General features: G+C 68.6%; 17 protein-coding genes. 4 read left to right on the forward strand and 13 right to left on the reverse strand.

Going from position 1 to position 16,475, the window contains the following annotated elements; genetic code table 11:
• The 8 genes from ribD to groES form a co-directional block, all read right to left on the reverse strand.
• Positions 1 to 1,149, reverse strand: a complete 1,149-nt coding sequence (gene ribD, locus EJ105_RS08670; RefSeq protein WP_250166004.1) for a bifunctional diaminohydroxyphosphoribosylaminopyrimidine deaminase/5-amino-6-(5-phosphoribosylamino)uracil reductase RibD — start codon at positions 1,147 to 1,149, stop codon at positions 1 to 3.
• On the reverse strand, positions 1,146 to 1,676 hold the full coding sequence (gene nrdR / locus EJ105_RS08675) for a transcriptional regulator NrdR (RefSeq protein ID WP_029558331.1): 531 nt from the start codon (positions 1,674 to 1,676) through the stop codon (positions 1,146 to 1,148). Before nrdR ends, ribD begins: the two co-directional genes overlap by 4 nt.
• 27 nt (positions 1,677 to 1,703) lie before the next feature.
• Entirely contained in the window at positions 1,704 to 2,975 is a 1,272-nt protein-coding gene (gene glyA / locus EJ105_RS08680; protein WP_250166152.1) for a serine hydroxymethyltransferase, read from the reverse strand.
• 326 nt (positions 2,976 to 3,301) lie between these two features.
• Positions 3,302 to 4,141: a TonB family protein gene (locus tag EJ105_RS27990; RefSeq protein ID WP_051679220.1), complete on the reverse strand. Its 840-nt coding sequence runs from the start codon at positions 4,139 to 4,141 to the stop codon at positions 3,302 to 3,304.
• Positions 4,138 to 4,644 carry a TonB system transport protein ExbD gene (gene exbD, locus EJ105_RS08690; protein WP_250166005.1) on the reverse strand — a complete coding sequence of 169 codons (507 nt, stop codon included), beginning with the start codon at positions 4,642 to 4,644 and terminating at the stop codon, positions 4,138 to 4,140. The genes EJ105_RS27990 and exbD overlap by 4 nt, the downstream gene beginning before the upstream one ends.
• Positions 4,645 to 4,650: 6 nt before the next feature.
• Positions 4,651 to 5,745 carry a tonB-system energizer ExbB gene (gene exbB / locus EJ105_RS08695; protein WP_250166006.1) on the reverse strand — a complete coding sequence of 365 codons (1,095 nt, stop codon included), beginning with the start codon at positions 5,743 to 5,745 and terminating at the stop codon, positions 4,651 to 4,653.
• Positions 5,746 to 6,030: 285 nt separating this feature from the next.
• The gene (groL, locus tag EJ105_RS08700) at positions 6,031 to 7,662 is read right to left on the reverse strand and encodes a chaperonin GroEL (protein ID WP_250166007.1); all 1,632 of its coding nucleotides are present in this window, start codon (positions 7,660 to 7,662) and stop codon (positions 6,031 to 6,033) included.
• A 107-nt stretch (positions 7,663 to 7,769) separates the two neighbouring features.
• Positions 7,770 to 8,084, reverse strand: coding sequence for a co-chaperone GroES (groES, locus tag EJ105_RS08705; protein WP_250166008.1), 315 nt, complete (start codon positions 8,082 to 8,084; stop codon positions 7,770 to 7,772).
• 396 nt (positions 8,085 to 8,480) lie between these two features.
• Here groES and EJ105_RS08710 point away from each other — a divergent pair, with 396 nt between their 5' ends.
• The 4 genes from EJ105_RS08710 to tgt all read left to right on the forward strand — a co-directional run bounded on the left by EJ105_RS08710 (position 8,481) and on the right by tgt (position 11,853).
• The gene (locus EJ105_RS08710) at positions 8,481 to 8,759 is read left to right on the forward strand and encodes an usg protein (RefSeq protein ID WP_029558323.1); all 279 of its coding nucleotides are present in this window, start codon (positions 8,481 to 8,483) and stop codon (positions 8,757 to 8,759) included.
• 237 nt (positions 8,760 to 8,996) lie between these two features.
• Positions 8,997 to 9,599: an exopolysaccharide biosynthesis protein gene (locus EJ105_RS08715; RefSeq protein WP_250166009.1), complete on the forward strand. Its 603-nt coding sequence runs from the start codon at positions 8,997 to 8,999 to the stop codon at positions 9,597 to 9,599.
• Between the two features lie 14 nt (positions 9,600 to 9,613).
• Complete coding sequence (queA, locus tag EJ105_RS08720; protein ID WP_250166010.1) at positions 9,614 to 10,702, forward strand: tRNA preQ1(34) S-adenosylmethionine ribosyltransferase-isomerase QueA; 1,089 nt, start codon at positions 9,614 to 9,616, stop codon at positions 10,700 to 10,702.
• Positions 10,699 to 11,853 (forward strand): tRNA guanosine(34) transglycosylase Tgt, encoded by a 1,155-nt coding sequence (tgt, locus tag EJ105_RS08725; RefSeq protein WP_250166011.1) that lies wholly within the window; start codon positions 10,699 to 10,701, stop codon positions 11,851 to 11,853. The genes queA and tgt overlap by 4 nt, the downstream gene beginning before the upstream one ends.
• Positions 11,854 to 12,045: 192 nt before the next feature.
• Here the strand turns inward: tgt and EJ105_RS08730 are convergent, their stop codons facing one another.
• Genes EJ105_RS08730 through yajC form a run of 5 tightly spaced genes read right to left on the reverse strand, consistent with a single transcriptional unit; the run spans position 12,046 to position 16,434 of the window.
• Positions 12,046 to 12,936 carry a phytoene/squalene synthase family protein gene (locus EJ105_RS08730; protein WP_250166012.1) on the reverse strand — a complete coding sequence of 297 codons (891 nt, stop codon included), beginning with the start codon at positions 12,934 to 12,936 and terminating at the stop codon, positions 12,046 to 12,048.
• Between the two features lie 3 nt (positions 12,937 to 12,939).
• Positions 12,940 to 13,320: an Mth938-like domain-containing protein gene (locus EJ105_RS08735; protein ID WP_250166013.1), complete on the reverse strand. Its 381-nt coding sequence runs from the start codon at positions 13,318 to 13,320 to the stop codon at positions 12,940 to 12,942.
• Positions 13,321 to 13,329: 9 nt separating this feature from the next.
• A complete protein-coding gene (secF, locus tag EJ105_RS08740) occupies positions 13,330 to 14,424 on the reverse strand; it encodes a protein translocase subunit SecF (protein WP_029558317.1) in 1,095 nt (364 codons plus the stop codon).
• A 13-nt stretch (positions 14,425 to 14,437) separates the two neighbouring features.
• On the reverse strand, positions 14,438 to 16,045 hold the full coding sequence (gene secD, locus EJ105_RS08745) for a protein translocase subunit SecD (protein WP_029558316.1): 1,608 nt from the start codon (positions 16,043 to 16,045) through the stop codon (positions 14,438 to 14,440).
• Positions 16,046 to 16,083: 38 nt separating this feature from the next.
• Entirely contained in the window at positions 16,084 to 16,434 is a 351-nt protein-coding gene (gene yajC / locus EJ105_RS08750; RefSeq protein ID WP_024279263.1) for a preprotein translocase subunit YajC, read from the reverse strand.
• Positions 16,435 to 16,475: the final 41 nt, after the last annotated feature.

Raw genomic sequence — 16,475 nt, forward strand, 5'->3', positions numbered from 1 at the left:
TCAGCGTCTCCACAAGCGCACGAGGTGGTCGGCGCCAAGCTCGGCGCGCTCCACCTCGGCAAATCCCACCGGCTGGGTCAGCCGGATGAGCGGACGGCCGGCCAAAGCGGGGTAAGCGTCCGGCCCCAGAATGACGGGGCTGCGGAACACCGCCACCTCGTCCACCACCCCCGCGTCCAGGAAGCGGGCGGCGGTGGTCGGCCCGCCCTCCACCATCAGGCGGGTGAGGCCGAGCAGGCCCAGCAGCTTGACCACGGCCGGAATATTGATGTGCCCATCCGCCCCGCGCGGCGCGCGGAGCACCTCGACGCCGCGCTCGTTGAGGGCGGCGGCACGGTGGGCGGGCGCATCCTCGGCGGCGATCACCCACAAGGGCACGTCGCAGGCGGTGCGCACCAGCGCGGCCGTGAGCGGAATGTCCAGCTCGGCATCCAGCACCAGGCGCACCGGCGAGCGGTTTTCATAGCCCTCCAGCCGGCATGTCAGCATGGGATCGTCGGCGAGCACGGTGCCGAGGCCGACGAGAATGGCATCCGTATGGGCGCGCATGAGATGCGCCCGCGCCCGTGCTTCGGCGCCGGTCACGACGGCCGGCTTCGGCCCGGCATGGGCGGCCTTGCCGTCGGCGGAGACCGCCATCTTCACCAGCACATGCGGCCGGCCCTCGGTGACGCGGCGGATATGGCCGGCGTGATCGGACAGGGCCTGCTCCGCCCCGACGCCCACCGTGACCCAGATGCCGGCGGCGCGCAGGCGGGCGACGCCCCTGCCCTTCACCCGGTGGTCGGGGTCCTCGATGGCGGCGACCACGCGGGCGACACCGGCATTGATGACGGCATCGGCGCAGGGCGGCGTGCGGCCGTGGTGGGAGCAGGGCTCCAGGGTGACATAGAGCGTCGAGCCGCGCGCCAGCTCACCGGCGGCGGCGAGCGCCTGCGGCTCGGCATGGGGGCGGCCGGTGGGGGCGGTGGCGGCGCTGGAGACGACGCGCGGCACGCCGTCCACATGCTGCACCACCACGGCACCAACCGAGGGATTGGGCCAGGTGCGGCCGAGGCCGGTCTGGCCGACCTTCAGCGCCTCGGCCATGAACAGCTCGTCCTCGCGCGGCGACAGAACGGGCGCGGATGGCACCGGACGGCCGCTCATTCCCCGCTCCGCGGGGTCGTGGGCCGGGCACGCGCCTTTTCGACCGCCGGCTCGGCATCGTCGGCGCGGGGCTCACCCTCGTGGGAGAGTTCGGCGAGGGCGTTCTCGAAATCCTTCGCCTCGCGGAAGTTGCGATAGACCGAGGCGAAGCGGACGTAGGCCACGTCGTCGATCTGCTTCAGCCCCTCCATGACCATCTCGCCGATGGTCTCGGAGGTGATGTCGCCCTCGCCGACGCTTTCCAGCTGGCGCACGATGCCGTTGAGCATCCGCTCCACGCGCTCATTGTCCACCGGGCGCTTGCGCAGGGCGACGCTGACGGACTTCTCCAGCTTCTCACGCTCGAACGGCACGCGCCGTCCGGAGCGCTTGAGCACCATCAGCTCGCGCAGTTGCACCCGCTCGAACGTGGTGAAGCGGCCGCCGCAATCGGGACAGATGCGGCGGCGCCGGATAGCGGTGTTGTCTTCCGTCGGCCGGGAATCGCGCACCTGCGTCTCAAGGCCGCCGCAATAGGGGCACCGCATCCTTCACGCCTTCCCGGTCGTCAATCCTCAGGGATAGATGGGGAAGCGGGCGAGCAGCGTCGAGACCTTCTCGCGCACGGCTGCCTCGACGAGGCTGTCCTCGTCCGAGCCCTTCTGGGAGAGCACGTCGAGCACCTCGGCGATGAGGTTGCCCACCTGCTGGAACTCCGCCACCCCGAAGCCGCGGGAGGTGCCCGCCGGGGTGCCCAAGCGCACGCCGGAGGTCACGAACGGCTTTTCGGGATCGAACGGGATGCCGTTCTTGTTGCAGGTGATGTGGGCGCGACCCAGCGCGGCCTCGGAGACCTTGCCGGTGAGGCGCTTGGGACGCAGGTCCACCAGCATGAGGTGGGTATCGGTGCCGCCGGAGACGATGGCGAAGCCGTGGCCCTTCAGGGTCTCGGCGAGCGCCTTGGCGTTCTCCACCACGTTCTTCGCATAGAGCTTGAACTCGGGCCGCAGCGCCTCGCCGAAGGCCACCGCCTTGGCGGCGATGACATGCATCAGCGGGCCGCCCTGGATGCCGGGGAAGATGGCCGAATTGATCTTCTTGGCGATGTCCTCGTCATTGGTGAGGATCATGCCGCCGCGCGGGCCGCGCAGGGTCTTGTGGGTGGTGGTGGTCACCACATGGGCGTGCGGGAACGGGCTCGGATGGGCGCCGCCGGCCACGAGGCCCGCAAAGTGCGCCATGTCCACCATCAGCAGCGCGCCGACGGAATCGGCGATGGCGCGCATCTTGGCGAAGTCGATGACGCGCGGATAGGCGGAGCCGCCGGCGACGATGAGCTTCGGCTTGTGCTGGTCGGCGAGCTGCGCCACCGCCTCGTAGTCGATGCGCTGGTCGTCCTCGCGCACGGTGTAGGGCACCGGCTTGAACCACTTGCCGGACATGTTCACCGGCGAGCCATGGGTCAGGTGCCCGCCGGCCGCGAGGTTGAGGCCGAGGAAGGTGTCGCCCGGCTGGAGCAGCGCGAAGAACACGCCCTGGTTCGCCTGACTGCCGGAATTGGGCTGCACGTTGGCGAACGCGCAGCCGAACAGCTTCTTGGCGCGCTCGATGGCGAGATTCTCGGCCACGTCCACGAACTGGCAGCCGCCGTAGTAGCGCTTGCCCGGATAGCCCTCGGCATACTTGTTGGTGAGCACGGAGCCCTGCGCTTCGAGCACGGCGCGCGAGACGATGTTCTCGGAGGCGATCAGCTCGATCTCGTCCCGCTGGCGACCCAGCTCCGCTTGCACCGCGCCGGCGATCTCGGGATCGGTCTCGGCGAGAGAGGCGGTGAAGAAGCGGTTCATTTCCTCCGTGACGGAGGAGCGGTTCGCGTCCTGCGAGGCCATGGGCAGGTCTCCGGTGATGGCGTGGAGGCTCCGGACAAGGGCGGCAGGCGCCCGGCCGGAGCGGACCCTGCGCTTATCACAGGGCGAAGGTGAAGTCCAAAGCCGGCTGGTGCGGCGTGTGGGCTCGGGGTCGTGGGAAAGGTCGGGCTGGCGGGGGCGGACGGCAGGCGGGAGCAGGGCGAACCGGCACGAAGGAAGGCCAACTGGCGGGCGGCCCTCCTCGCCCCCTCCCCTCCGTCATGGCCGGTCTTGTCCCGGCCATGATGGAGCGCCCGGTGTCTCCTTCAGTTGCGGAAGTTGATCGCCACACCGAAGCTCATGCCCTTGCCGTCGGGCGGGGCGGGAAAGGGCGAGGCGCGCCGGGCCATGGCCACCGCCTCCTGGTCCAGCACCGAATTGCCGGAGGAGCTCGCCAGAGACACGCCGGTCACCGCGCCCGAGCCGGAAATCGAGATGCTGATCCCCGGCCGCCCCACGTTCGAGCCCTGCGGACGCTTGAAGCGGTTGAGATGGGCGAAGGCGCGCGATTTCCAGTCCGCCAGCGCAGCCGAGCGGGCGGCCGCGGCACCCGGCGAGGGGGCGGCGGTGGTCTGAGCGGTGGGCGCCTCCGAGCGCGGCGCGGCGGTGGTGGTGGGAGCGGTCCGCCGACGGGTGGGCTTTGCCTCCTTCTTCGGCTTCTCCACCTCCTTGGGCCGGGGCTTCTCCTCCTCCACCTTCTTGGGTTCGGGCTTGGGCAGCACCACCTCGGCCTCCGCCGGTGCGGGCGGGGTCTCCGGCATCTTCTCGACCGTCTCTGTCACCTGCGGCTCGGGCGGCGGCGGCTCGGCCTCCTCCGGCTCCTCCTTGGCGTCGGGCACGGGTTCCGGCGCCTGGATCATCTGCGGGCCGGGCGCCACTTCTTCCTGGGACGGCTGGCTGACCGCCATGGGCGCCAGCTCGATCATGATGGCGGCGGGCGGCGACTGCTCGCCCGGCGCATCCTTGTTCCAGTTCAGCGCCACATAGACGGCGGCGGCATGGAGCGCGACCACCAGCAGCACGCCCGCGGCGAGCCGCAGGATCATGTTGCGCAGGTGGTAGCGGTCGAAGTCGTGCCAGTGGTGGTGGTGGTGAACCGCGCTCACCGGGCCGCTCCGGGGGCTCCGGCAGAGGCGGGCGGGACGGCAGAGGCCGGGGTGACAGCGGACGGGGGCTGCGTCGCCGGCGCGGGTTCGCCGCCTTCGAGGCCGACGAGAGCGACCTTGAGATAGCCGGCGGTACGCAGGAGGTTCATCACCTCCATCACGTCGCCATAGGGCACCGTCTTGTCGGCGCGCACGAACACGCGCTGCTGGCGGTCGGCATTGGTGCGCCCGTCCAGCATGGCGCCGAGGCCGGTGCGGGTGACGGGATCATCGCCCAGCGCCAGCGTGAGGTCCTTCTTGACGGAGAGGAACAGCGGCTTGTCCGGGCGGGGCTGGGGCTGGGCGTTGGAGGCGGGCAGGTCCACCTTCACGTCCACCGTGGCGAGGGGCGCCGCCACCATGAAGATGATGAGCAGCACCAGCATCACGTCGATGAACGGCGTGACGTTGATCTCGTGGTTCTCGGCGAGGTCGTCCCCGCCGTGGTCGAGCTTGGCGGCCATGTGGGCTCACTCCGCGGCGGTGCGCAGGCGCGGGGCCTCCACCTCGGCCGCCGCGCGGTCGAGGTCGCGGGAGAGATGGCGCATCACCTCGGCGGACGTGTCGGCGAGGTTCGCCTTGTAGGCGGCGATGGCCCGGGCGAACACGTTGTAGATCACCACCGCCGGGATGGCCGCCACCAGGCCGATGGCGGTGGCGAGCAGCGCTTCGGCGATGCCGGGGGCGACCACCGCGAGGTTGGTGGTCTGCGCCTTCGAGATGCCGATGAAGGCATTCATGATGCCCCATACCGTGCCGAACAGGCCGACGAAGGGCGCCGTGGCGCCGATGGTGGCAAGCACGCCGGTGCCCGCCGTCATGCGCCGGCCGGCCTTGGCCTCGATGCGCGAAAGGGCGACGGCGACGCGCTCCTTGATGCCGTCCACCGGCAGGCCGGCGGAGGCGTGCCACTCGGCCAGAGCGGCACGCACGGTGGCGGTGGCGGGGCTGCTCGCCTTGGGCATCTCGGCTGCGGCATCGGATAGGGTGACGGCGCCGCGCAGCGCCTTCAGCGTGCGGGAGACGGCACGGCGGGCGAACAGCAGCTCGAGGGATTTCGCGAACCACACGCTCCAGGTGAGGACGGAGGCGAAGGCGAGGCCCAGCATCACCGCCTTCACCACCATATCGGCGGCCATGAACATGCCCCAGGGGGACAGGTCATGGGGCAGACGTGCGTCGGCGACGCTGTCGGACGCCGGCACGGAGGGGGCAGACTCAACCGGCTTGGGTGCCCACGGAGCGGGCGCAAACTCGGCTGGAGCGGCGGCAGAAGGAGCGGCGGCGGAAGGGGCCGCCTCGGAAGGCGCGGTCGTCGAGGGGGCGGCCGTGGAGGAAGCGGTCGTGGACGGAATCGCAGCCGGGGCGGGCGCCACCGCGGCAGCAGGCGCCGCGTGCTGGTGCGTCTCGGCGGGAGGAGCCGGCTGCGCCAGAACGGCGGCAGGCCCTGAGGTCACGGCCAGCAACAGGCCCAGCGAAAGCACAGCCGCGCCCCTGGGCGCCAGCGAAGAAGCACGGAAAACAGCACGCCCGGCAGACGTGCGCGAGATCAAGCGAACAGGCATCGCGCATCACCAATAATCAAAACGGACAGGCTGGCGATCCCTCCGCCGGGAATAGCTGGCTCGCGACCTTATACTCCCATTCGCTGCAGAAGCTAACCCGTGCCCCCCAACATTGTCGGCAAAGCCCTGTGATATAGAGTTATTTCAATCTGGCGCAGGGGAAATTCATGACGCTAGGGAATGCACTTCACCAGCCCCAAAACGAGAACGGCCGGGCAAAATGCCCGGCCGTTCCGTTGAAATAACCGCCCAAAATCTCGGGCGACGTCAGAGGCTTGCTTTACCTCAGAAGTCCATCCCGCCGCCCGGCATGGCCGGGGCGGCCGGGCCGGCCTTCTTGGGCAGCTCGGCAATGAGGGCCTCGGTGGTGATGAGCAGGCCGGACACGGAAGCCGCGTCCTGCAGGGCGGTGCGCACGACCTTGGTGGGGTCGATGATGCCCGCCTTCACCATGTCCACATATTCGCCGGTCTGGGCGTTGTAGCCGAAGGTGTAGTCGTTGGACTCGAGGATCTTGCCCACCACGACGGAGCCGTCGTCGCCGGCGTTCTGGACGATCTGGCGCGCCGGAGCCTGGATGGCGCGGCGGACGATCTCGATGCCGGTCTTCTGGTCGGCGTTGTCGACCTTGAGGCCGTCGAGCACCTTGATGGAGCGCAGCAGGGCCACGCCGCCGCCGGGGACGATGCCTTCTTCCACCGCAGCGCGGGTGGCGTGCAGGGCGTCGTCAACGCGGTCCTTCTTCTCCTTGACCTCGACCTCGGTCGAGCCGCCCACGCGCACCACGGCGACGCCGCCGGCGAGCTTGGCGAGGCGCTCCTGGGCCTTTTCGCGGTCATAGTCGGAGGTGGTGGTCTCGATCTGGGCGCGGATCTGGGCGATGCGCGCCTCGATGTCGGCCTTCTCGCCGGCGCCGTCGACGATCGTGGTGTTCTCCTTCTCGATCACCACCTTCTTGGCGCGGCCGAGCATGGAGAGGTTCACGCTGTCGAGCTTGATGCCGACTTCCTCGGAGATCACGGTGCCGCCGGTCAGGATCGCGATGTCCTGCAGCATGGCCTTGCGGCGATCGCCGAAGCCGGGGGCCTTGACCGCAGCCACCTTCAGGCCGCCGCGCAGCTTGTTCACCACGAGGGTGGCGAGCGCCTCGCCTTCCACGTCCTCGGCGATGATCAGCAGCGGACGGGCCGACTGCACCACCGCCTCAAGCACGGGCAGCAGCTCCTGCAGGCCGGCGAGCTTCTTCTCGTTGATGAGGATATAGGGCTCCTCGAACTCAACGCGCATCTTCTCCGCATTGGTGATGAAGTACGGAGAGAGATAGCCACGGTCGAACTGCATGCCTTCCACGACATCGAGCTCGGTCTCGGCGGTCTTGGCTTCCTCGACGGTGATGACACCCTCGTTGCCGACCTTCTTCATCGCCTCGGCGAGGAACTTGCCGACCTCGGCGTCGCCGTTGGCGGAGATGGTGCCGACCTGGGCGATCTCGTCGTTGGAGGTCACCTTGCGCGAGTTGGCGGCGAGGTCCTTCACGATGGCGTCCACCGCGACGTCGATGCCGCGCTTCAGGTCCATCGGGTTCATGCCGGCGGCAACCGCCTTGGCGCCTTCCTTCACGATGGCCTGGGCCAGCACGGTGGCGGTGGTGGTGCCGTCGCCAGCGAGGTCGTTGGTCTTGGAGGCGACCTCACGCACGAGTTGGGCGCCGAGGTTCTCGAACTTGTCCTCGAGCTCGATCTCCTTCGCCACCGACACACCGTCCTTGGTGATGCGGGGGGCGCCGAAGCTCTTCTCGATCACGACGTTGCGGCCCTTGGGGCCGAGCGTGACCTTCACGGCGTTGGCGAGAATGTCGACGCCGCGCAGAACCTTGTCGCGCGCGTCTACGGAGAATTTCACGTCCTTGGCAGCCATGTGGCGTGCTCCTTCAGATTGGGACGATTAAACGAGATGGCGAATGCCGCGGGACCGGGCGCCTGGGGCTGCCTCGGCCCTGCGACTGAAAATCAGGCTGCCTGAGTTCAGGCCGCTTTCTTGGCGCCGGCCGCGTTCTCGATGACGCCGAGGATGTCGCTCTCCTTCATGATGAGGAGATCCTGGCCGTCGATCTTCACTTCGGTGCCGGACCACTTTCCGAACAGCACGATGTCGCCGGCCTTGACGTCGAGCACCACCAGTTCGCCCTTCTCGTTACGGGCGCCGGGACCGACCGCGACGACTTCGCCCTGCTGCGGCTTCTCCTTGGCGGTGTCGGGGATGATGATGCCGCCGGCCGACTTCTGCTCGGCCTCGATGCGCTTGACGACCACGCGGTCGTGCAGGGGACGGAAACCCATAGGGAAACCTCCGGTTCGATGTTGTCCATCGGGGTTGCCTGTTTTGAAGGCGCCGGGAACCCCTCTACCCGGCCCGACCGCGATCTAAGGGCGGCAAATTGGAGCCGCAAGGGGTCGGCTCAAAAAATTTAGCACTCAAGGGAACTGAGTGCCAGCAGCCCGTCTCCCTTCAGTTTGAGCGGAAGCCGGGCGGCTCGCCGGCTACGCACAGCGCGAGCCCGGGCGCGGCCCGGTGCTGTCAGCAATCCGGATCGAAGGCTGCTAGAGCATTGTTTTTGCAGACGGAAACCAATCTTTAGCCTTGGCCCCGGCAAAGTGTGTAGCCGACAATGAAGTGTCCGGTCCCGTCTTCCCCAGCCCTGCTGGCGGCGGGGCCGCGGATTGGAGGTGTGACCCATGGCTGCCAAGGTGTCGCGTGACTTCGTCCTGCAGATGGAAGGCTACGGCCTGGCCACGGCCGAGATCCTCTATCGCATGCCCGACCACCCCGGCCTGCTCCAGACCTTCCTCTGGCAGGACTACGACCTGTGCCCGCGCTTTCCGGAGCTGAACAAGTTCCTGGAATTCTGGCGACGCGAGATCGAGGGGCCGCTCCATTCCGTGCGCGTCGCCCATTCCGGCCTCATCAAGCCCGCCGAGCTGCGGTCCGTGGACGGAATGTTCCTTTTGAACTGATGTGGAGCAATCTCCCTGCGTCAGGGACTTTCCGTATCAGTCAACGGTCTTTATGGTTTCGATCGGGCGGTGAGGACATGCACGTCCCCGCGGGGGTGGGGCGTGCATGTCCGCTCAATTCCATGTGCGGCGTGATGGGAACAGCGCAGGGCCTGACCCAGCGGAATTTTTGCGCCCCAGTGCCCTCCCGCTGCCGTTTTCCGGTTGTAGCTGAAGCGTCCATTCCATGAGGGCGCCTTGGATCACCGCACGCCACGAACCTCCGAACTCCTGGCCGCCGTGCTCGCCGCGCAGGAGGGGGATCAGGTCGCCATCGGCGATCTGGTGAACGCGCTGCGCAATCGCGCCTTCGGCATTCTCTTCCTCATCTTCGGCATACCCAACTGCATCCCCATGCCGCCGGGCATCCCGGTGGTGTGCGGCATCATCCTGGGCCTCATCGGCCTGCAGATGATGCTGGGCCGGCAGGAATTGTGGCTGCCGGCGTGGATTGCCCGCCGCACCTTCTCCCGTGCCATGCTGGAATCGATCGTCACCCGCTCCCGGCCGTGGATCGAGCGGTTCGAGCGCGTCTCCCGTCCCCGCTTCGAAGAGTTCGCCGGCCCCACGGCCCGGCGGATCGTGGGCGCGACGGTGGTGGTGCTGGGCTTCATCCTGCTGCTGCCCATCCCCTTCCTCGGCAATCTGCCGCCGGGATTTGCCGTGTGCATCTTCGGCCTCGGCCTCGTGGAGCGGGACGGCCTCGTCATCCTCGCTGGCTTCGGCGCGACGATCCTCGGACTGATGGTGACAGCGCTGATGAGTTGGGCCATCTACCAGGGCGCCATCGCCATCTTCTGAGACCTTCCCCTTCCATGCGTGTCGACGCCTTCGATTTCCACCTCCCCGAGGAGCGCATCGCCCTGCGCCCGGCCGAGCCGCGCGACACGGCGCGGATGCTCGTCGTCCGCCCCGGCGCCACGCCGGAGCTGGAGGACCGCATCGTGCGCGACCTGCCGGACTTCCTGCGGCCCGGCGATGCGGTGGTGGTGAACGACACCCGCGTCATCCCCGCCGCGCTGGAGGGCGTCCGCTCGCGCGAGGGCGGCTCGGACGTGGCGGTGGAGGCGAACCTCATCAAGCGTCTCGCGCCGGACCGCTGGCGCGCCTTCGCCAAGCCGGGCAAGCGCCTGCGGGTCGGCGACCGCATCCGCTTCGGCGGCGAGGGCGGCGCCTGCCTGCTGGGCACGCTCGATGCGACCGTGGCGGCCAAGGAGGACGACGGCTCCATCGTCCTCGCCTTCGATTTCGCCGGTGACGTGCTAGACGAGGCGGTAGCGGCCGTGGGGCACATGCCCATCCCGCCCTATATCGCCGCCCGCCGCCACGAGGATGCGCGGGACAAGGACGACTACCAGACCCTGTTCGCCCGTGTCGCCGGCTCGGTGGCGGCGCCGACCGCGAGCCTGCATTTCACGCCCGATCTCCTCGCCCGCATGGCCGCCGCCGGAGCAGCGCTGCACAAGGTGACGCTGCATGTGGGCGCCGGCACCTTCCTGCCGGTGAAGGCGGACGACACCTCCGGCCACACCATGCACGCCGAGTGGGGAGAGGTGACGCGCGAGACGGCCGACGCCCTCAATGCGGTGAAGGCGAAGGGCGGGCGCATCTTCACCATCGGCTCCACCTCCACCCGGCTGATCGAGAGCGCGGCGGGAGAGGGCGGCGCCATCCGGCCCTTCCTGGGGGAGACGGACATTTTCATCACCCCCGGCTACCGCTTCCGCGCGGTGGACGGAATGCTCACCAACTTCCACCTGCCGCGCTCGACGCTGGTGATGCTGGTGGCGGCCTTCATCGGCCATGAGGCGCAGAAGCGCGCCTATGCCCATGCGATTGCGGAAAATTACCGCTTCTATTCCTATGGCGATGCGTGCCTGCTTCTGCCACAAGGCGGCGCATGACGTCCGACACGCCTGCCGACACCTTTTCCTTCACCCTCTCCGCCACCGACGGCGCCGCCCGCACCGGCTTCGTCTCCACCCCGCGCGGGCGCATCCGCACGCCGGCCTTCATGCCGGTAGGGACGGCCGCGACGGTGAAGGGGCTCTATTTCGACCAGGTGAAGGCGGCGGGCGCGGATATCGTGCTCGGCAACACCTATCACCTCATGCTGCGCCCCGGCGCCGAGCGGGTGGCGAAGCTGGGCGGCCTGCACAAATTCATGCGCTGGGACGGGCCGATCCTCACCGATTCCGGCGGCTTCCAGGTGATGAGCCTGTCGTCGCTCCGCAAGATGAGCGAACAGGGCGTCACCTTCCGCTCCCATGTGGACGGCGCCTACCACGAGATGAGCCCGGAACGCTCGGTGGAGATCCAGGGCCTGCTCGGGGCCGACATCCAGATGCAGCTCGACGAGTGCGTGCGCCTGCCCTGCACCGACGAGGAAGCCGAGCGCGCCATGCGCCTGTCGCTCCGCTGGGCGGAGCGCTCCAAGCGCGCGTTCGAGACGCAGCCCAAGGGCCGCGCGCTCTTCGGCATTGTTCAGGGCGGCGCCGTGCCGGCGCTGCGGGTCGAGTCGGCCCGCGCGCTCGCGGACATGGACTTCCCCGGCTATTCCATCGGTGGCCTTGCCGTGGGCGAGCCGCAGGAGGTCATGCTCGCCATGATCGAGACGGTGGCGCCGCACCTGCCGACGACCAAGCCCCGCTACCTCATGGGCGTCGGCACGCCGGACGATCTGCTGGAGAGCGTCGCGCGCGGCATCGACTTGTTCGACTGCGTGATGCCCACACGCTCGGGCCGCCATGCGCTGGCTTTCACCCGCTTCGGCCGCATCAATCTGAAGAACGCCCGCCACGCGGAAGACCCGCGTCCGCTGGACGAGGAGAGCGACTGCCCGGCTTTGCGCGACTATTCCCGCGCCTATCTCCACCACCTCGTACGCTGCGAGGAAATGCTGGGGGCCATGCTGATCTCATGGGCCAATATCCACTACTACCAGCAGCTCATGGCCGGCGCCCGTGCCGCCATCGCGGCGGGCCGGTATGGGGACTATGTGGCGGAGACGAAGGAAGGCTGGGCGCGGGGCGACCTGCCGTTGTGGGAAGGCTGAAGAGCGGGCGCGGGACGGCCGGCCCCCTGGGCTCCCCGCCCTTCCTTTCCAGAGCCGTCATCGCCCGGCGTGTCCGGGTGATCCACGGAATGGCTGGGGCGGCTCTCAGTTGACCGGCAGCCCTTCAGGCGGCGGCGTGGATGCCCCGGATGAACCGGGGCATGACAGCGTGAGGGGACGACAAGGCCCCTCTCAGAACCAGATGCATCCGCGCACGGCTTGCTGGGCGGCCCACCACATGGCGAACTGACGGCGGAAGGGGGAGAGGCCGGCGGGCTGGCGGAACGGGTCGCGCACCTTGGCCAGCGCCTTGAGATCCCCGGCCACGAGCGCCAGCGGCAGGAAAGGCGCGGCGATGGACGTCGCGGCATAGGTCTGCCCGGCCGCATCGCGCGCCGCATCGAGGTGCCGCGCGGCCACCGCGCGCAGGTCGGCGAGCGCCGCCAGCAGGCCGGGCGTGACTTTGCCCGACACCGCTTCCTCGCGCCCCACGCCATGGCGGGCGAGGACATCCAGCGGGATATAGCATTGCCCGCGCGCGGCATGGATGGGGAAGGCGCGCATCAGGCCGGCCATGGCGATGGCGACGCCGCCGTGCCCAGCGAGATCGCCGGAGCGGCCTACGTCCGGCAGCAGGATGAGCGCAGAGAGCTGGAGCAGCGCCGAGGCGGTCTCGCCGGCATAGCCTTCGAGATCGCCGATGGTGGGCATGGGATCGTCATACAGATCGAAGACCCGCGCATCGGCCATGGCGATCAGGCTTTGGCGCGGCAGGCGAAAGCGCGCGATGGTGTCGATGAGCGCGGCGGCAATGGGATGCCCGGCCACATCGCCCCTGCCCTCCCCCTCGATCACCTCCCGCCACCAGGCGAGTCGCACCTCGCCGGGCAGCGCCTCGCGCACCACCTCGCGCACGCGGGCGACATCGAGATTGTAGGCGTAGAGGGCGAGGAGGTGCTTGCGCTTGTCCTGCGGGGCGAACAAAGCAGCGAGGAAGCGGTCGCGATCCTGCGCCTGCACCTGCGCGGCGCAATAGGCATAGGCTTCGTCGAGCGCCTTGTCTCCGAGCGCCGGGTTTTCCATGGCTCAGACCGCGATCAGCGCCGCGCCCACCCGCCGGCCCTCGGCGAGGAGCACGTTGTAGGTGGCGGCGGCGGACGGCGTGGGCATCAGCTCGAACCGGATGCCGGCCTCGCGCAGGATCTGCTTGAGCGGCTCCTTGAGGTGCGCCGGGTCCTTGCCCGTGCCGATGAGGAGCAGCTCGACGGCCCCGGCATCCGCCACCACGGGCGCGAGCGAAGCGGCATCGATCTCGGCCACGCGCAACGGCGCCCAGCCGCGGATGCCGGACGGCAGCGCGAGGATGGAGCCGGCATGGGACATGCCGGCGAAGTGGAAGAAGGTGTCGCCATAACCGTCGATGGCGACCTGCCGCGGCAGGAAGGGCGCGCCGTCCGGGGCGGCCACGTCCGCGCCTCAGGCCTTGGCCGGACGCGCGGGACCGGCCTTGCCGTTGGGTTTTCCGTTCTTGCCCTTGCCGCTCTTGGACGACACACCGGTCGCAGGCGCGGCCTCAGGCGGGACTCCGGCAGCGGCGTCCTTCGCCTCCAGCTTCACCAGCTCGTCCAGCTCCTTCACTTCCGGATCCGCCGCGTCCTTGGTCGGCAGGCTGACCGTGGAGGCGCGCAGGCCGAGATGGATGAGGATGGGGGCGGCGACGAAGATGGTGGAATAGGTGCCGATCACCACGCCCACCGTCATCGCCAGCGAGAAGCCGCGCAGCACCTCGCCGCCGAAGAAATAGAGCGCGAGGGTGGCGAAGAAGGTGGTGGTGGAGACGATGATGGTTCGCGAGAAGGTCGCGTTCACCGCGATGTCGAGCAGCTCGGGCAGCGGAAGCTTCTTGTAGCGGCGCAGCATCTCGCGGATGCGGTCGTACACCACCACCGTATCGTTGAGCGAATAGCCCATGATGGTGAGGATGGCGGCGATGGACGTGAGGTCGAAATCCACGCCGAACGCCGAATAGATCATCAGCGTGACGAAGATATCGTGCAGCGTCGTCACGATGGCGCCGACGGCGAACTGCCACTCGAAGCGGAACCAGAGATAGGCGAGCACCGCCACTGCGCCGAGGACCAGCGCGAGGATGGACTGGCGCACCAGCTCGCCGGACACGCTCGGGCCGACCGTCTCGACGCGCCGGACCGTGTAATCGGTGCCGAGCACGCCGTTCACCTTGGCAAGGATGGCCTGCTGGGCCTCGTCCGTGGTGCCGAAGGCGCCGATGCGGATCAGCACGTCCCGCGGCGAGCCGAACTCCTGGATCTGCACGTCGCCCACGTCGAGGTCGGTCAGGTGCTCGCGCAGCGCGCCGATGTCGGCCTGCTGCTGGCTGGTCTGCGCCTCGATGAGCGTGCCACCCTTGAAGTCGATGCCGAGGTTGAAGCCGTGGATGGCGAACAACAGGCACGCAACGATGGACAGCGCCGCGGAGAACGGGAACGTCCAGTGCCGCAGGCGCATGAAGTGGATGTTGGTCTGCGCCGGGATGTAATCGATCAATGGCATGTGCGGCGCACCTTCAGATGGGCAGCTTCGCCGGCCGCCGCCACTTCACCCAATAGGCGATCATGAGCCGCGTCAGGGTGTAGGCGGTGAACATGGTGGTCAGAAGGCCGAGGATGTAGGTGACGGCAAAGCCGCGCACCGGACCCGACCCGCCCATGAGGAACAGGATGACCGCCGTGGCGAGCGAGGTGATGTTGGCGTCGAGGATGGTGCCCAGCGCGTTCACGAAGCCCTTGTCGATGGCCGAGATGGCCGACCGGCCTTCCCGCGCCTCGTCGCGCATGCGCTCGAAGATGACGACGTTGGAGTCCACCGCCATGCCGATGGTGAGAACGACGCCGGCGATGCCCGGAAGGGTCAGCGTGGCGCCGAGCACCGATTGAAGCGAGAACATCAGGATGATGTGCACGGCCAGAGCGATGAGCGCGAACAGGCCGAACAGACCGTAGACGGCGAGCATGAACACGGTGACGAGGCCGCCGGCCACATAGGCCGCGGTCTTGCCCGCATGGATCGAGTCGGCACCGAGGCTCGGGCCGACCGTGCGCTCCTCCACCACCTTGAGCGGCGCCGGCAGGGCGCCGGCGCGCAGCAGGATGGCGAGGTCGTTGGCCTGCTGCACGGTGAACGCGCCGGAAATCTGGCCCGCGCCACCGAGGATGGGCTCGCGGATCACCGGGGCGGAGATCACCTGATTGTCGAGCACGATGGCGAACGGCCGGCCGACCGCTTCCTGTGAGACGGTGGCGAAGCGCTTGGCGCCATTGTTGTTGAAGCGGAAGGAGACGATGGGCTCGCGCGAGTTCTGGTCGAAGCCCGGCTGGGCATCCACCAGATCCTCACCGGAGACGCGCACCTGCTTTTCCACCAGATAGGGCTGGCCGTCCTGGCCCTTCAGCACTTCCGATTCCGGCGGTGCGCGGCCTTCCAGCGCCTGCTGCGGCGACATGGACTGGTCCACCATGCGGAAGGAGAGCTTGGCGGTCTGGCCGAGCAGGTTCTTCAGGCGCTGGGGGTCCTGCAGGCCGGGCACCTGCACCAGGATGCGGTCGAGGCCCTGGCGCTGGATGTTGGGCTCCACCGTGCCGAGCTGGTCGATACGGCGGCGGATGATCTCGATGGACTGCTCCACCGCCGAGCGCATCTTGGCGGAGAGGCCGGCGTCGGTCAGTTGCAGCGTTACGACGCCATCGGCGCCGGACGAGACGGTCATGTCCATCTCGCCGGAAGAATTGCCGAACAGCGCGTTGGTCACAGGCGCGGCGAGCTTCTTCAGCTCGGTGACGGCCTTCTGCGTGTCGTTGGGGTCACGCAGGCGGAGCGTCACGCTGGTGTCGCGCAGCGCGAGGTTCGAATAGCCGATCTTCTGGTCCCGCAGCACGCGGCGCACTTCGTCGCGCAACTGCTCGGTGCGCTCCTTGCGGAGCGCCGGCCCGTCCACCTCGAGGAGGATGTGCGAGCCGCCCTGCAGGTCGAGGCCCAGCGTGACCCGGCTCGACGCCAGCCACGACGGCAGGCGGTCGAGCATGCCCGGGGAGAGCACGTTGGGCAGCGCGAACAGGAACCCGATGGCGATGGTGATGAGGATCGCCGCGGTCTTGAGACGGGAGAAGTGCAGCATGTCGCGCGCGGTCTTTCAGAAAGCGTGAGGCGGCCGGATCAACCGGCCGAGGCCTCGTCCTTGGCCGGTTCGCCCTTGGCGCGGACGGTGACGATCTGCGAGCGCATCTGCCGGATGCGGACGTTGTCCGCGATCTGCAGCTCGACCTCCTCGCCGCCCTCGATCACCTTGGTCACCTTGCCGACCAGGCCACCACCGGTGACGACCACGTCGCCGCGGCGCAGGGAGTTGACCATCTCCTGATGCACCTTGGCCCGCTTCTGCTGCGGCCGCAGGATCAGGAAGTACATGACCACGAAGATCAGCAGGAACGGGGCGAGCTGAATGAGCATGTCAGCCCCGCCGCCGGCTCCCGTGGCGCCTTGGGCGAAAGCGGGCGTGATGAACATCTCGATCCTCGTTCGTCTGTGAAGGGAATCCGCATTCCGCC

This window comes from Xanthobacter aminoxidans (genome assembly GCF_023571765.1).
GTDB classification, from domain to species: Bacteria; Pseudomonadota; Alphaproteobacteria; order Rhizobiales; family Xanthobacteraceae; genus Xanthobacter; species Xanthobacter aminoxidans.

Bases quoted from the DNA above. Each gene is read 5' to 3' on its own strand.
- ribD (WP_250166004.1), bottom strand. From the start codon at position 1,149: ATGAGCGGCCGTCCGGTGCCATCCGCGCCCGTTCTGTCGCCGCGCGAG.
- nrdR (WP_029558331.1), bottom strand. From the start codon at position 1,676: ATGCGGTGCCCCTATTGCGGCGGCCTTGAGACGCAGGTGCGCGATTCC.
- glyA (WP_250166152.1), bottom strand. From the start codon at position 2,975: ATGAACCGCTTCTTCACCGCCTCTCTCGCCGAGACCGATCCCGAGATC.
- exbD (WP_250166005.1), bottom strand. From the start codon at position 4,644: ATGGCCGCCAAGCTCGACCACGGCGGGGACGACCTCGCCGAGAACCAC.
- exbB (WP_250166006.1), bottom strand. From the start codon at position 5,745: ATGCCTGTTCGCTTGATCTCGCGCACGTCTGCCGGGCGTGCTGTTTTC.
- groL (WP_250166007.1), bottom strand. From the start codon at position 7,662: ATGGCTGCCAAGGACGTGAAATTCTCCGTAGACGCGCGCGACAAGGTT.
- groES (WP_250166008.1), bottom strand. From the start codon at position 8,084: ATGGGTTTCCGTCCCCTGCACGACCGCGTGGTCGTCAAGCGCATCGAG.
- EJ105_RS08710 (WP_029558323.1), top strand. From the start codon at position 8,481: ATGGCTGCCAAGGTGTCGCGTGACTTCGTCCTGCAGATGGAAGGCTAC.
- queA (WP_250166010.1), top strand. From the start codon at position 9,614: ATGCGTGTCGACGCCTTCGATTTCCACCTCCCCGAGGAGCGCATCGCC.
- tgt (WP_250166011.1), top strand. From the start codon at position 10,699: ATGACGTCCGACACGCCTGCCGACACCTTTTCCTTCACCCTCTCCGCC.
- EJ105_RS08730 (WP_250166012.1), bottom strand. From the start codon at position 12,936: ATGGAAAACCCGGCGCTCGGAGACAAGGCGCTCGACGAAGCCTATGCC.
- secF (WP_029558317.1), bottom strand. From the start codon at position 14,424: ATGCCATTGATCGATTACATCCCGGCGCAGACCAACATCCACTTCATG.
- secD (WP_029558316.1), bottom strand. From the start codon at position 16,045: ATGCTGCACTTCTCCCGTCTCAAGACCGCGGCGATCCTCATCACCATC.
- yajC (WP_024279263.1), bottom strand. From the start codon at position 16,434: ATGTTCATCACGCCCGCTTTCGCCCAAGGCGCCACGGGAGCCGGCGGC.